Annotated in this window: 13 protein-coding genes; 7 read left to right on the top strand and 6 right to left on the bottom strand. The window is 28.8% G+C overall.

What is annotated here, in order from left to right:
- Positions 1 to 23 precede the first annotated feature (23 nt).
- On the bottom strand, positions 24 to 773 hold the full coding sequence (locus AXY43_RS01885; protein ID WP_077867958.1) for an MBL fold metallo-hydrolase: 750 nt from the start codon (positions 771 to 773) through the stop codon (positions 24 to 26).
- A gap of 349 nt (positions 774 to 1,122) precedes the next feature.
- On the opposite strand from AXY43_RS01885, the gene AXY43_RS01880 reads away from it, so the two are divergent.
- Together AXY43_RS01880 and AXY43_RS01875 are read left to right on the top strand one after the other, a co-directional pair.
- The gene (locus AXY43_RS01880; protein WP_238892898.1) at positions 1,123 to 2,058 is read left to right on the top strand and encodes an Rpn family recombination-promoting nuclease/putative transposase; all 936 of its coding nucleotides are present in this window, start codon (positions 1,123 to 1,125) and stop codon (positions 2,056 to 2,058) included.
- A gap of 303 nt (positions 2,059 to 2,361) precedes the next feature.
- A complete protein-coding gene (locus tag AXY43_RS01875) occupies positions 2,362 to 3,036 on the top strand; it encodes an NAD(P)/FAD-dependent oxidoreductase (protein WP_012058982.1) in 675 nt (224 codons plus the stop codon).
- Between the two features lie 104 nt (positions 3,037 to 3,140).
- Here the strand turns inward: AXY43_RS01875 and AXY43_RS01870 are convergent, their stop codons facing one another.
- Entirely contained in the window at positions 3,141 to 3,545 is a 405-nt protein-coding gene (locus tag AXY43_RS01870; RefSeq protein WP_087701919.1) for a (deoxy)nucleoside triphosphate pyrophosphohydrolase, read from the bottom strand.
- Between the two features lie 182 nt (positions 3,546 to 3,727).
- On the opposite strand from AXY43_RS01870, the gene AXY43_RS01865 reads away from it, so the two are divergent.
- Positions 3,728 to 4,816: a leucine-rich repeat domain-containing protein gene (locus AXY43_RS01865; RefSeq protein ID WP_039768607.1), complete on the top strand. Its 1,089-nt coding sequence runs from the start codon at positions 3,728 to 3,730 to the stop codon at positions 4,814 to 4,816.
- 206 nt (positions 4,817 to 5,022) lie between these two features.
- On the opposite strand, the gene AXY43_RS01860 is transcribed toward AXY43_RS01865, so the two are convergent.
- Together AXY43_RS01860 and AXY43_RS01855 are read right to left on the bottom strand one after the other, a co-directional pair.
- Complete coding sequence (locus tag AXY43_RS01860; RefSeq protein WP_039768605.1) at positions 5,023 to 5,952, bottom strand: metallophosphoesterase; 930 nt, start codon at positions 5,950 to 5,952, stop codon at positions 5,023 to 5,025.
- 103 nt (positions 5,953 to 6,055) lie between these two features.
- On the bottom strand, positions 6,056 to 7,795 hold the full coding sequence (locus AXY43_RS01855) for an ABC-F family ATP-binding cassette domain-containing protein (RefSeq protein ID WP_105410867.1): 1,740 nt from the start codon (positions 7,793 to 7,795) through the stop codon (positions 6,056 to 6,058).
- A 442-nt stretch (positions 7,796 to 8,237) separates the two neighbouring features.
- Here AXY43_RS01855 and AXY43_RS01850 point away from each other — a divergent pair, with 442 nt between their 5' ends.
- Together AXY43_RS01850 and AXY43_RS01845 are read left to right on the top strand one after the other, a co-directional pair.
- Positions 8,238 to 9,395 carry an AAA family ATPase gene (locus AXY43_RS01850; RefSeq protein WP_105410866.1) on the top strand — a complete coding sequence of 386 codons (1,158 nt, stop codon included), beginning with the start codon at positions 8,238 to 8,240 and terminating at the stop codon, positions 9,393 to 9,395.
- Positions 9,358 to 9,885 carry a retron system putative HNH endonuclease gene (locus tag AXY43_RS01845; protein ID WP_105410865.1) on the top strand — a complete coding sequence of 176 codons (528 nt, stop codon included), beginning with the start codon at positions 9,358 to 9,360 and terminating at the stop codon, positions 9,883 to 9,885. Before AXY43_RS01850 ends, AXY43_RS01845 begins: the two co-directional genes overlap by 38 nt.
- Before the next feature lie 242 nt (positions 9,886 to 10,127).
- Here the strand turns inward: AXY43_RS01845 and AXY43_RS01840 are convergent, their stop codons facing one another.
- Positions 10,128 to 11,111, bottom strand: coding sequence for a methyl-accepting chemotaxis protein (locus AXY43_RS01840; protein WP_039768599.1), 984 nt, complete (start codon positions 11,109 to 11,111; stop codon positions 10,128 to 10,130).
- A 16-nt stretch (positions 11,112 to 11,127) separates the two neighbouring features.
- Positions 11,128 to 12,228, bottom strand: a complete 1,101-nt coding sequence (locus AXY43_RS01835; protein ID WP_087701924.1) for an FIST signal transduction protein — start codon at positions 12,226 to 12,228, stop codon at positions 11,128 to 11,130.
- Positions 12,229 to 12,882: 654 nt separating this feature from the next.
- Between AXY43_RS01835 and AXY43_RS01830 the strand changes: the two genes are divergently transcribed.
- Positions 12,883 to 14,064: an ABC transporter substrate-binding protein gene (locus AXY43_RS01830; RefSeq protein ID WP_012058975.1), complete on the top strand. Its 1,182-nt coding sequence runs from the start codon at positions 12,883 to 12,885 to the stop codon at positions 14,062 to 14,064.
- A gap of 103 nt (positions 14,065 to 14,167) precedes the next feature.
- Positions 14,168 to 15,052 (top strand): branched-chain amino acid ABC transporter permease, encoded by an 885-nt coding sequence (locus AXY43_RS01825; protein ID WP_012058974.1) that lies wholly within the window; start codon positions 14,168 to 14,170, stop codon positions 15,050 to 15,052.
- The last annotated feature ends 8 nt before the right edge of the window (positions 15,053 to 15,060 follow it).

The following is a 15,060-nucleotide window of genomic DNA, read 5'->3' as shown; positions in this document are numbered from 1 at the left end:
AATCCTTTCAATTTTACGATTTATTACAATTTCATTATAGTCTTATTTTTAAGGGAAGTTACACCTTCTGGAGTATGAGTTGATAAATAAACTGTATCATTTTCTTTTATAAAAGTTCTGACTTTATTTAATGTTTCAATTGCTTGTACTTTATCTTCAAAGACAACAGATAATTGGTTTTGCCTTAAAGCTTCGTCTGTGTAAGTAACATCACCATGAATCATGTAGTGAATACCGTTATCATAAACAACAATTAATGAATTTCCAGTAGTATGTCCATAAGCTGGCAGCATATAAATATTTTCACTTATAATTTGGCTTTTATCAAAGTTTTTATACTGTCCATCAGTAAAATTAACTTCAACTAAATTGTCGGCTGCAATATTCATAGCCTCAAGCTCTATTTTTGATATATAAATCTTTGCATGATCAAACATTCTAAGTTCACCAGCATGATCTGGATGTTTATGAGTCAAAACTACTTTACTAACATCTTCTGGGGCATAACCTACATTTTTTAGTGCTTCTTTAAAATTAGCAATTTTTTCACCCATATATAAGGCTTGATCAGGTTTATCCTCAAAATCAGGAGTCTCAACTGGTAAACCTGTATCTACTAGAATAACCTCTTTCCCAGTATCTATTAAATAATTTTGCAGGCTTGCAGGGTAATCTTTATTTATATTAATTTTTTCTTTTTCAAGTGATCCTCCAAATGCAAAAGATTCTTTCATTCTTCCATTTTTATAAAATTCCAATGCTAAAATTCTCATAATCTATTCCTCCAAAATAATTAATCTTTATACAATGTTCAGTATGACTAAATTATATTGAATAAAATTAAATTTGTCAATCGATATTTTGGCTTAAATAAATAGAATTTATTAATTACTTGAAAGATTAGGAGAATCATGAGTGATATTGAAGCTACAAAAGAAAGAAATATAGCTGTATGTAATGTAGTAGGGTATAGCATCTCAGTTAGTTATTACATTTATATACTTCTTATTTTATTTTTTTAGTAGAACATATGTACGTATAATTTGTTAGCGGTTGGAAATAATTATAGTATAGATAAATGAGCGCTTAAATCTAAATTTATGCTATAATTGAGGTAAGTGAATGGATTATAAGAGGGCTACAAATAATGTACATGATAAATCATATAAAGATCTTTATTCAAATAAATTAGTGTTTGTTAATTTAATTAAAGAAATGCTTAATGCATCTTGGGCAAAAGAATTAAATGAAGAAAATTTAATTTTAGTAGATAAGCAGTATATATTAGCAGACTATGAAGAAAATGAAGCGGATATTGTATATAGGGCAAATGTTGGTGGAGAAGAAATCATATTCTATACACTTTTAGAATTTCAATCAACTGTGGATTATAGAATGCCCTTAAGATTATTCTTTTATATTAATGAAATACTTAGAGAATATACTAAAAATTTAACAGAGGAAGATAAGAAAAATAGAAAAGGATTTAGAGTTCCAGCAGTAATTCCAATTGTATTATATAATGCTATAAGAAAGTGGAATGTACCTCTTTATTTTAAAGATATAGTAAATAAAAATGAGTTGTTTGGTGAGAATATAGTAAACTTTAAATATTCACTTATTGATGTAAATCATCAATATACAAAAGAAGAATTAATAAAAAACAATAATATTACATCAGCTATATTTTTATTAGATCAAAAGGTAGAACCATTAGAATTTTTTGAGAGGTTAAAGGCTGTAGCGCTAAAATTTAATAAATTAACAAGTAGAGAAAAAGAAATATTGAAACACTGGCTTAGGAATACTGTTGATGAAACCGTAAGAGAAAGTGTTGTTAAAATACTAGAAGCTGATAAAGAAGGAGTGGAAAATATGGTAGCAAATAATGCTTTTATGATTAAAGAAATGAAAGAAAAAGTTGAAAAAGAAACTAGAAAGCAAGATAGAATCGAGATTGCTAAAAATGCAATAAAATTGGGTATGAATGATGAAGATATAAGCAAATTAACAGGCTTAAATGTAGATGAGATATCTAAAATAAGATTCAAGAATTAATTTAAGAGATAAGCTAAGATTTTCTAATATTTAGAAGGCCTCAGCTTTAATTATTCTAAACAAAATTATATTATAGTCGATATAAAAGTGCAAAAGCATAGTAAGAACCAATAAGATAAAAGCTACAATAAATAGAGTTCATCAAAAGATATATTATATATTAAAAGCTTTTAAATATTTAGAATATTTCGAATATCATGTTTTCGCTAGAGGTTGGATTATAAATATGATACAATAACTAATAGAAATTATTATATAACATTAATACTTTATTTTGAGAATTAGAATTAGGAGAGATACGCGATGAAAACTGATTTATTAGAAAAAGGGGCAATATTACAAAGGGATAAGGAAACATATGCAATTGCTCCACATTTAACTGCTGGACTTGTAACTCCAGAGATTTTAAGAAATATTGCAGATGTAGCTGAAAAATATAATGCAGCGGCTATTAAAGTTACAGGAGCTCAAAGAATTGCATTAGTTGGATTAAAAGAAGAAGATTTAGATAATGCTTGGGATGATCTAGGGATGGATCCAGGTGCAGCAGTAGGTCTATGTGTAAGAAGTATAAAAGTATGCCCAGGAACTACTTTTTGTAAAAGAGGTCTTCAAAATTCAGTGGCAGTTGGTTCAAAATTGGACAGCTTATATCATGGAAAAGAATTACCTAATAAATTAAAAATGGGAGTAAGTGGTTGCCCTCATAGCTGTGCAGATAGTGCATTTAAAGATATAGGATTAATAGGAAGCGGAAAAGGATGGATGTTCTATGTTGGCGGAAAAGGTGGAGCAAGACCAAGAATAGCAGATAGAATAGCACTTTCTGTATCAGAAGAAAAAGTATATGATTTAATAGAAAAAGTTATTGAAGTATATAGAGAAAATGCAACTAACAGAGAAAGATTAGGAGATTACATAGATAGAGTAGGATTAGATGAGTTCAAAGAACAAATAAATCTTAATAGTTATCTATAAAGTGAAAATTTTAATACAGGGTTTTATCTGAATAGAAAATTTTCAAATTAATGAACAAATCAATTAGTTTCAATTTAATATATCTAATAGTGTAAAAAATCATGCTAAATAATAGCATGATTTTTTATTATTCCAAGTACAGCAGGAATATCTGCAGGAGCCCATTTCAAAGAAAGCAGACTTTCTGGCTTCAGCCATAATAAAGCTGCATGTTCATTAGCTTTAGGATAGCTATTTACTAATTCGCAGTTAGTAGTTATCAAATTTACAATAAAATCATCATATTCATGTCTATTTTCATTATGTATATTAATATATCGCACTTTACAATTTAATTCTTCAAAAATTTCTCTTTCAATAGCTTCTTTTGGAGTTTCGTTAGCTTCTATTTTACCACCTGGAAACTCCCAAAGATTTGGTGATTTCATAATAGGAGAGCGTAAAGCACATAATATTTTTTCGTTCTCATTTTTTATAATTGCAGCTACAACATTAATAGTTTTTTTCATCATAACACCTCAAAAAATATTTTATAGTATATGGATTGTATTTTCAAATAAACTTATAAAATTTAAACCTTCTTTTAAATAAACCTTTTTAACAACAAACAACATTATGGAATATTATTTATAATTATGTTAAAATACAATAAAATGGTATTTTATAATTTTAGGAAAAATAGGGGGATAATATGAAAAAATTGAAATTAACAAAAGTAATTGCTAGTGCTTTGGTAGTAGCTTCTGTATTAATGTTAAATCCAATAGGTGCAAATGCAGAATGGAAGCAAGATAAAAAAGGCTGGTGGTATTCAGAAGGAAATTCATGGGCTACAGGCTGGAGAGTAATTGATGGAAGTTTATATTATTTTGATACAAAAGGCTATATGTTAGGTAGTACGCCAAATGAGTTTGGGGATAATGTCATTAATAGTAGTGGTCAATTTCAAAATGTCACAATAGAAGGAGCATGGGCTTTTTATAAACAAACTGGTGTAATAATGGCTTATTTAGGTAATGACAGCAATGTTGTAATTCCAGATAAAATTGATAATGTTGCAATAAAAAGTATAGGAAATAAAGCATTTTATCTAAATAAGAATATAACAAATATAACTATTCCAAATGGTATAACAGCCTTAAGAAGATCAGCGTTTTTTGGGTGTACGGGTTTAACAAGCATAAACATTCCTGCTAGTGTACAAAGTATAGATGGATATGCATTATCAGGATGCACAAACTTAAAAAATATATCTGTAGATAGCAACAATATAACTTTTAAGAGCGTTGATGGAGTATTGTATAGCAAAAATGGAACTAAATTGTTAAATTATCCTGTTGGGAAAGTTGACGAAAAATACGCAATTCCAGATGGTGTGACAGATATAGGATGGAATGCATTTTCTGGAGGAGTAAATTTAAAAAGCATAGAAATACCTAGCACTGTAACAAGCATAGGAAGTAGTGCCTTTGATGGATGTAAGAATTTAAGCAGTATAACTATTCCTGATGGAGTTATAGATATAGGAATTGGTACTTTTTATGGATGTACAAACTTAAGCAGTATAAAAATTCCTAATACTGTTATAACAATAGAGCATAGTGCATTTCAAAACTGCATTAACTTAACAAACATAGTTCTTCCTGACAGTATAACTAAAATAGAACAAGGAGCATTTAATGGATGTAAAAATACTTTGTTTAATGTAAAAAGTGAGTCAGTGAAACAACTTTTAATTAAAGCTGGTGTAGATTATAATAAAATTGTAGGGAATTCCTAAGATTAAACAGTAAGTAGTAAATTAGTAATTTTATAAGCTGAGATTTTCTTATATATTGCAAAAAAATTCTTAATCATAATTTTAAAAATATTGCAAGAATTTTAGCCGCAATTGTGAAATGTGCATTGTGAATCGCAATATATATATTTAGAAAGTCTCAGCTTTAATAAATAATATTTCTTAGAAGAATTTGCTGATATTATAGCTTATTTCATACTAGTTTTATTATTTCTTAGGTCAAATTTTTCAATTTGCTCTGGACCTCTTAATATTTTTCTTTTTATATGAAGAATACCCTCTGAATCAGTTCTGATTCTCCATTCAATAAGCATAATTTTTCCATCTACTATTTCAATTCCTTGGATTCCACTTGCCCTAACACATGATCCATCATTGAAGTAAGGTAATTCCTTGACTTTTGGAAAGTGGGGCCTATGAGTATGTCCGCAGATGATCATGATTTTATTCATTTTAATCCAATGACTATAAATACGCTCGATTTTATGAATCCTTTCAGAACTCTTTACAGGGCTTGCAGGATTTATGAATCCTATTGAGTGAAGGAATTTCCAAAAATATCTTACTGTAAGCATATTAAAACGCCACAAATTGTCGTTCATCCTGTCTCCTTGATGACCATGAACAGTTAGTATTTCCTGACCTGTGTTTTTATGTTTAAATACCACTGCCTCATATGGTGTGATTCCAGGAAATAACTCTATTTCTTCTTCGTTATATTCATCATAGAATTTATAATAATTCTTTTCTACATAATTGCTATATTTTAAGTGTACATTGTGATTACCATATAACATAATCAATCTATCAGAATCAAAGAACTTTTTTAATAGAGCATATACTTCATCATGTGCAAGTCTTATATGTTTAAAGTTAGAGTGTTCCCAAAGTTCATCTCCATCGCCAACTTCAACATAAGTATACCCATTATTAAGATAGAATTCTAATGCAAATAAAAAAATATTTTGATTTTTTGCAAATTCATCAGAGGGTGTACCATCACCTCTATGGCAATCACTGAAAAATATGTATTTAGAGTTGTTATCAAAATATTCAATTTTAGCATTCTTATAAGCTTCTGTTAATCGCTTTTCTGCGAGCTTTTTTTCCGCTATCATAGTACACCTCTTTTATGATATTTAAAATTAATTTAATTATATGTAGTTAATCTGCCCCTTTAAAGAAGAATATATGTTAGTCAGATACCATTTTTTATCGTGCTTAAAGCAATTTAAGCAATGATTCTAACTCTTCAGATAAGGCTTTTGCACGTTCAAAATCAGTATTTCTTAGGGAGATGGCTATTTTAATTTCTAAATCTCTTTTCTTTTGTTCAATTTCTAAATAGTCTTTATCAAAGTATTTCGCATAAATCATCTTTCTAAATTTTCTCATATTCATTTTTCTGATTGTTTTATCTTCAATAAGTAAAACATAATCTACGCAATTAATTATGGAATAGTAATCATGAGATATCATTAAAATAGCACCATTGTATTTTTCTATAGCTTCTTCAAGGGCCATTTGTGAATATATATCTAAATGGCTTGTTGGTTCATCTAAAAGCAGCATATTTGCTTTGCTTGCAGAAATTTTGGCTAATTGAAGTATATTCTTTTCACCACCAGATAAATCTTTTACTTTTTGGTTGATTCTTTCTTCTTCAAAATCATAGTTTGAAATGTAAGTTTCAACATCATCATAAGTTTTAAATCCTGCGTCTAAGAATTCTTCAAGTATTGTATTAGACTCATTTAATATTTCGCCTTGAAGCTGTGATAAATATGCAACTTCAATTTCAGAATCTATTTCAATAGCAGGGTTGTCATTCTTAAAGATATCTCTAAGTAAAGTAGTTTTTCCTGTACCATTTAAACCAACAATAGCTACTTTATCGTTAGATTTAATCTCAAAATTAACATTTTCTAAAAGTATCTCATCAAAGCCAGCACTATAATTATTAACTTTTAGAGCAACTTTTTCTTCAACTTGGTTGTTAGTAGTTAAACGTATATAAGGCTGCTTGATTTCAACAAAAGGTCTTTTTATTCTACGAGCTTCTAATCTTTCTAGGAATTTCATTTTACCTTTTAGATACCTTCCAGCAGCAGTTTCCCCTGTAACTTCAGCTCTATCTCTCAGTCTCTTGATTATGCGTTCGTTTCTCTCAATTTCTTCATCATCAGCAACAGATAGTTCTTGAAGTTCGATTTTAGTTTGAAGTAATGTAAAGTTATAGTCTATATAGCTTCCATCAAACTCTTGGAGCTCATGATTTTCAAGGTGAATAATTTTATTGAAACAATTATTCAATAGATATCTATTGTGAGTAATAACTAACATCATTCCCTTATGAGAATTTATTAGGTTTTTAAGAGAATTAAGATTTTCAAAGTCTAAAAATACATCAGGTTCATCCATAATCATTAAGTCTGGACTATTAAGCATTTCCCTAATTACTTGGATAAGCTTAAACTCTCCACCGCTTAAATCAGATATCTTTGAATCCTTAAGTTTACTTAGGTTTGCAAGATTTAATTTCTTACTAAGAGTGCTTTCAAAATCATCTCCACCAATTACATCAAGAGCATCTAAAGCTTCTTGATATTTTTCTAGTAGGGCATCAATATCAGAAGATGTTTCCATTAAGCTACAAATAGAAGTTATCTCATTTTGCAGTTTAATATAATCTTCACATAGATATTCGAAAACTGTTGTTTCTTTTGTGTTATCTACCTCACAGAACTGACTCACATATCCAATCCTACAATTTGGATCAATCTCTAGAGTACCATCAAACATATAGTTCTCAGGATCCATGAGTATATCTATTAGTGTACTTTTCCCACTACCACTAGAACCTATAAAAGCACAATGCTGATCATTTTCTAAAGTAAATGAAATATTATGATATAGATCCTTATTTGGAAATGAGTACGACAAGTTATCAATTTTTATCATTTTATTACCTCGTTTTTCATATGATTAAATTCTATAATTATTTATATTATGTTATATCGTGTGGAATTTTACACTTGATTGTATCATAGATTGGGAAGTTTATAAACATTTGTGAGAGATATATTGTATGACTTAAGAAGTGGCTTATGTTTAATCTATGTAGCTTTACTCTAATGAAGTAAAACTTCAAAGTTGGGCGAGTATTGAAACACTGTCTTTATTTAGCTATAATATTGTTAGTATCAAAGCAAAATATAAACTAATTTGCATTAAAGAAAATATTTAGTGTTTTTTTAGAATGTTGAGTATGATGAATATAAAAAATAAAATTTGAGGAATTAAATGAAGTTAAATAATTCCAAATAAGTGGGAGACCTAAGGGGAAATGTTAGATAGTAACATCATATGAAAAACAACTTGAAGATAAGAGAGGTGATATAAGATGAAGTTAGAAAAAATAAAATTTAATAATCATGAAATATTTAATGATTTAGAGATAGATTTTAAAGATAATAATGAAAAAATATTAGATACAATTGTTATTATCGGTGAAAATGGTTCGGGAAAGACTACTTTATTAAAGTGCATTTATGATTCATTTGAAATAGATGAATGTGATTATGAAGAAGTGGGAGATAATAAAGTGGAGCTGACTCCTGCATTATATACAGCAACTGTGAAGTTAGAGAAGAATGAAGTTGGGATGTTAAGTCCAGAGATTGCTTATGCATTAGGGGATAGGTCTACTGATCCTAAAGTTGTATATATGCCAACAGAAATAAATTTTGAAAAGATTAATAAGGTGGACAATACGTTGAATTTTACACCACATTTTCAAAATATAGTAGATCAAAATATGACTCAAAATGTGCCATCATTTATAGCTACAAGGATTAATAAAGAAATATTTAAAAACAGAAATAAAACTATAGGTCAAGTTATAGATAAAGTTTGTGATGATATAAATAGTATATTTTCTATTATGAATTTAGATATTAAGTTGGTAGGGTTATCTGAAACAAGTGAGACAAAACCTATATTTAGAAATAGCTTAGGCAAAGAATTTGATATTGCTGGTTTGTCATCAGGTGAAAAGCAATTGTTCTTAAGAGCATTGTCGCTTAAGTTTTTAGAAGTAAATAATTCAATAATATTAATTGATGAACCAGAAATATCACTTCATCCTGAGTGGCAAAGAAAGATAATAGATGTATATAAGAGCATTGGAAATAACAATCAGTTGATTATAGCAACTCACTCACCTCATGTAATTGGGAATATAACATCTAATGAGTTAAGAGTAATGGCAAAAGATGAAAAGGGAATTAAGTTAGTTGATAATGATGAATTAAGTGAAACTTATGGAAAAAGCATAGGGGATATCTTAAGTACAACTATGAAATTAGATAGCTTAAGAAATGACGATATCACTGATAAATTAAACAAAATATATGATTTATTAAATAGAAATTTATATGATACAGAAGAATTTAAAAATTTATTTAATTATCTAAGAACGTATTTAGGAGATCTAGATAAAGATATTATGAGAATAAGATTGGATGTATCAGTTAGGAATAAAAAAAATGCTAAAGGTTAATAAAGAACAAGAACCTGACTTTTTATTAGATTATAAGAAAAAACATACTCATAAATCGTGGAAAGATTATAATAAGGACGATATTAGAAATAAAATTAAGGAAAATATATTACTTGTTGAGCAGGAAGAATATTGTCCTTATTGTGAAAAAAGAATATATACAAATGATGACGGTCACATAGAACATATAAAACCAAGAGATTTCTACCCTAAAGAATTTCAGGATTATAATAATATTTTGGTTTCTTGTAATGAAAAGAATAGCTGTGGAATTTATAAAAAGAATAATTATGATGATAAATTTATAAATCCAGTTATAGATAATCCTAATGATTATTTTTATTATAGTATTGCAAGTGGTGAGATAATACCTAAAAGTAATGATAAAAATAGTAATGAATATTTAAGAGCTAATTATACAATAGATATTCTAAACTTAAATAGCTATGAACTAAAAGAAGCTAGAAAGGCTTTAATTGATAATTTATAGGAAACATAAGGGGGAGACATATTAAAGTGCTTTGAAGATACAAATAGTATGAAGCTTGATATTGTTAAATCATTTTTATAAAAGCTGAGATTTGTACCATTAGGAAAATCTCAGCTTTTATATATAATATAAGAAATCACTATTTCTTAGGATTAATATATTTATGTTATGCTGAAATATAACATATGGGATAATAGAATTGTTGATGATATAAATTATATTTTAAGTTAAAGCATATTTAATTACTTTCCATTATCATTAATAGAGTCAGCTAGTAAATTTTCAATCTGCTGCATAAAGTTTATAATATCGCAGATAATAGTTGACCTTGTGCTCATTCTTAAATTTAATGTATCTAATTTATTACCCAAAGAATTCACAATCTCAGTGACAGAGTCAACACCAGTTACTGCACCACTAATTTCAGAGCTTGTACGTTCAATTCCTTTAATTATATGCTGGCTAAACTCTTTGGCTTCAATAGTGCAATCAGTTACTTGTTTGAAATCTTTTTGAACATTTTGAGCATATTCATAGTTATCAGTAATTGTTGTTTTAGAATTTCTGATTTCCTCTCTAAGAGAGTCTATGCTTTCATATAATTCTTTAACACTTTTATCAATTCCACTAACTAATTCTGTTGTTGATAAGGATAATTTTCTAATTTCATCTGCTACAACAGAAAAACCTCTACCTGCTTCACCAGCTCTTGCTGCTTCAATAGATGCATTTAAAGCTAGGAGATTTGTATTGCTAGCTATTCCTGTTATACTATTTGACATATTTTGAATGTTTCTAGAGTTATTTTCTAATTCATGAAAAGCCTCTGTAATTGAATCTAGCTGAGTACATGTTCCATTAATTTTATCTGCCAACGTACCCATTTTATTATCTGCTTGCTTTACTGCACTGTCAGAGCGATTCATAACATCATTAATTTTATTAGCATATTGGCTAAAATCATTAAAATTAGAGTCTATATTGTTAATTACATTTTGTATGGCATTGATTTTTGAATATGTATTGTCGATTTCCTTAATGGATTGAGTCACTCTAACTTCTTCATCCATGAATTCGCCAAATTTTTTTTCCATATGTAAAATACCATAGTTAACATACTTATCGTAATTAGACATTTTTTCTGTGTTTAATTTGTTATTCTGTTCATTTTGAATATTTTCTTCTTCGTTTTGATTTTTATTTTTTTTAAATTTAAACCACTTCATATCGCATTACCTCATTCTATTCAAATACAGCAAGAACCATTGTTTGATTAAAGTGTTGATCTCTAAGCTGTTCTCCATAACCTGCAAAACCTATATAGTTACCTAAAGCATTGCCCATATTTTTAGCAAACTCATTTAAATACCCATCTGCTTCGAAAAGCATTGATCTTGCCAGACAGTTAACCATAATAGCTAATGATGGATTTGGAACTTCTTTTTTCACAGTAGCAATTGTTTCATTAATTACATTTTTATAATCATCAGGCTCTAAGAGAACCATTTTTGAATTATTATATACTTTCGCGTGATACGACATTCCATTATTTTTAGTAACCATTTGGTTCGCTGTAATATACAGGTCACTTCCAATAATTCTACCTAAAGGATAACTATCTAAATATTTAGGAAGATTTTCAACAGTGGTGTTTAATGCTTGTGCCATAACAAGTGCTGCTGGTTTATTATCATATTCATATACTATACGATTTCTTGTATCTACTTTAGTGGCAGTAAAATAATAAGCAGTTTTTTTATAAATATTTTCTCTGTATAATCTGATTTTACCGCTTAAATTTTTGATGATTACAAAAGCACATGTATTTTGGTATACTATGCCGTTAAAAGAAACCATTGTTTTTTCAGCCTTACCTTTGTCACCAGCAGATCCACCAAATAGGGGAATCTTATGTTCATCAAGGACTGAATTTAATGTAGATAAAACTAGTTCTTCACAGCTTATTAAAGCAGTAGAAATTTCAAAGCATATGGTATTAGATTTATCACGAAAATTATTAACACATTTAGTCACTCTGTCTATGTATTTAAGAGGATATTTATCTACCTCTTCTAATATATCGGCATAACATTCAATTCCATCCTCAATGCCCATAACCATCAGTGAATTTTTATAAGCACCATCCATACAAAAGCCTGCAAATGTGGTGGAGCCAATAATAATACTGCTTTGAAATTTTTCTTTAATTTTCTTAGAATATTCTTCAAAAGGTTCAACATTGGAAAAAAATAAAATTAATTTAGGTGCTTTAAGCCCAAGCGTAGCTTCTGATACTGCTTCATTTAAATCACCTTTTGAACTTTTTCCTACTTTATAATTCATACGTACCACCTTCTATAATAAAGTGCATAACATTACATTCAATAAATTTTTTATTATGCAAAATTACTCAATATATCAATAAATTTGTCTATTTATTGATAATTGTACGTACTGCATAAATAAAAGTCAATGAAAATATTGGATTATTTACATTATTTTAACCCGTAGCGTTGTAAGTACAGCTTCCTATTGTAATGAATCATAAGGAAAAAATTATCTGAACAGTATGGTAAACAAGTATGGTACTAAGGAAGAAGCAGTTGATGATTATACAAAGCGAAAAAAATATTGAATATTAAGAAAAAACTGAAAATATTTTTGAAATTACAATTATTCTCATAATAGTTATTGACAATTGTGTAACATACCGTATAATAGATTTATACACAATGGCTGGTGTTAATAACACCAGCTATTTTTTTTACAATAATTTTAACGTTAAAAAATTATCTTACAATAATTCTTTGGAATATATTCAAAATAGAAAAGTAAATATTATTATGCATAATATGGTGAAAACAATAAAATAGGATTAAAAATATTAACTATATGACAAAGGCGTCTATAAAATCAAGGAAGATTTTATAGGCGCTTTTTTTGTATAAAACAGGACTAGTATTAAATAAAAAAATTGAAAATTTGGAGGAGATATTTATGATTAAAAAGACATTTTTCAAAAGAATATTGGGGGTAGTAACTGTATTAGCAATGACAGCAACAATGTTTATGGGGTGTAGTGAGACAGCTAAAGTAAGTTCAAATGGGGGAAGTGCAGCTAGTGGAGATACAATTAAGATCGGAGGAGTATTTCCATTAACTGGTGATGTTCCAGCTTTGGGTGCAGCAATGGAAAACGGATCTAAACTTGCAATAAAAGAAATAAATGATGCTGGTGGAGTTCTTGGTAAAAAGTTAGAGCTTGTTTCAGAAGACGATCAAAATCAAGCAGCAACAGCGCCAAATGCCATTACAAAGTTAATTACGCAAGATAAAGTTTCGGCAGTAGTCGGAACATATGCAAGTAAATGTTCAATTCCAATGGCAGCAGTTGCAAAAGATTCAAAAGTAGTTATGATTACTCCGGGGTCAACAAATGAGAAAGTTACTACTGAAGGTGGAGATTATGTATTTAGAGCATGTTTTATAGATCCATTACAAGGTCAAGTTGGTGCAAAATTCGCGTCAGAAAATTTAAAAGCTAAAAAAGTAGCAATGCTTTATGATATTGGTAATGATTATTGTGTAGGTATTTCAAAAGAATTTAAGAAAAACTTTGAAGCGGCAGGGGGGACTGTAGCATATGAAAAAACTTACAATGCAGGAGAAAGTGATTTCAAAGCATTTTTAACTGAAATAAAAGAATTAAATGTGGATGTAATTTATCTTCCAGATAACTACTCAACTGTTGGATTAATTGCAAAACAAGCAAGAGAAATTGGTATAAAGGCACCATTCTTAGGTAGTGATTCATGGAGTGATCCAGGTCTTGTAAAAGTTGGAGGAGATGCAATTGAAGGATCTTACTTTACAGATCACTTATCGTTAAAATCAGATAATGCATCAATTAAAAAGTTCGTTGAAAATTACAAAAAAGAATATAATGGTGATCCTAGTGCATTCTCAGTACTTAGTTATGATTCAGTATACATTTTAGCAGAAGCAATTAAAAAAGCAGGCAGCACAGATGAAAATGCTATTAAAGATGCAATGGCTAAGTTAGATGCAGATTGTGGAACCACACATTATAAATTCGATGATAAACATAACCCAATTAAGAGTGTAGTTATTAATAAAGTTGTAAAAGGACAATTTGAATTTGAAACTGAGGTTAAATAATTCTAAAGAAAATTAAATTTTATTGTTTAGCGGCTATATTAATGGGGTAAGCTGTAATTTAAGTAGACCTAGAGATATAGCCTTTTATAAAGGAGAGGTGTACATGAGTACTTTATTACAACAAATTGTAAATGGTATATGCCTAGGTAGTGTATATGCATTAATAGCTATTGGCTACACTATGGTATATGGAATTATTAAATTAATTAATTTTGCTCACTGTGATATTTATATGGTTGGTGCTTTCTTAGGTTACTTTGCAGCAACTGTATTAGGTCTTGGATTTATTCCAAGTTTGATTTTTTCTATGGTTTCATGTGCTGTCTTAGGTATGTTAATTGAAAGAATTGCTTATAAACCACTTAGAAATTCACCTAATGTAACATTGTTAATAACCACAATGGGAATGGAACTTATATTACAAAACTTTGTAAAAGCTGATTTTGTTGCAGGTCCAAATACTAGAAATTTTCCAGAAGTAATTCCTTTAATTTCTTATAAAATTGGAGCAATAACAATAAGTAATCTTCAAATAATAGCACTTGCTATTACTATTATATTATGTGTTGCATTACAATACCTTGTAAATAAAACTAGAACAGGTAGAGCAATGAGAGCAACTTCTTATGATAGAGATGCAGCAGCATTAATGGGAATAAATATTAATAGAGTAATTTCTTTAACTTTTGCTTTAGGTTCAGCGCTAGCTGCCACAGCTGGTGTACTTGTTGGTATGCTATATCCTAGACTTGAGCCTGCTATGGGTGTTATGCCAGGACTTAAATCTTTCGTAGCTGCTGTTCTTGGAGGCATTGGAATTATACCAGGGGCCATGTTTGGTGGACTTGCAATGGGACTTATTGAGACTTTATCAAAGGTATATATTAGTTCAGGATTATCAGATGCAATTGCTTTTTCAATTTTAATTATAATTCTTATTGTAAAACCAACAGGTTTATTTGGTAAGAAAAACAATGTGAAGGTGTAGGTGATGAA

The sequence above is a fragment of the Clostridium sp. MF28 genome, assembly GCF_002969175.1.
In the GTDB taxonomy this organism is placed as follows: Bacteria; Bacillota; Clostridia; order Clostridiales; family Clostridiaceae; genus Clostridium; species Clostridium beijerinckii.
This window is presented reverse-complemented; position numbering and strand designations above follow the sequence as displayed.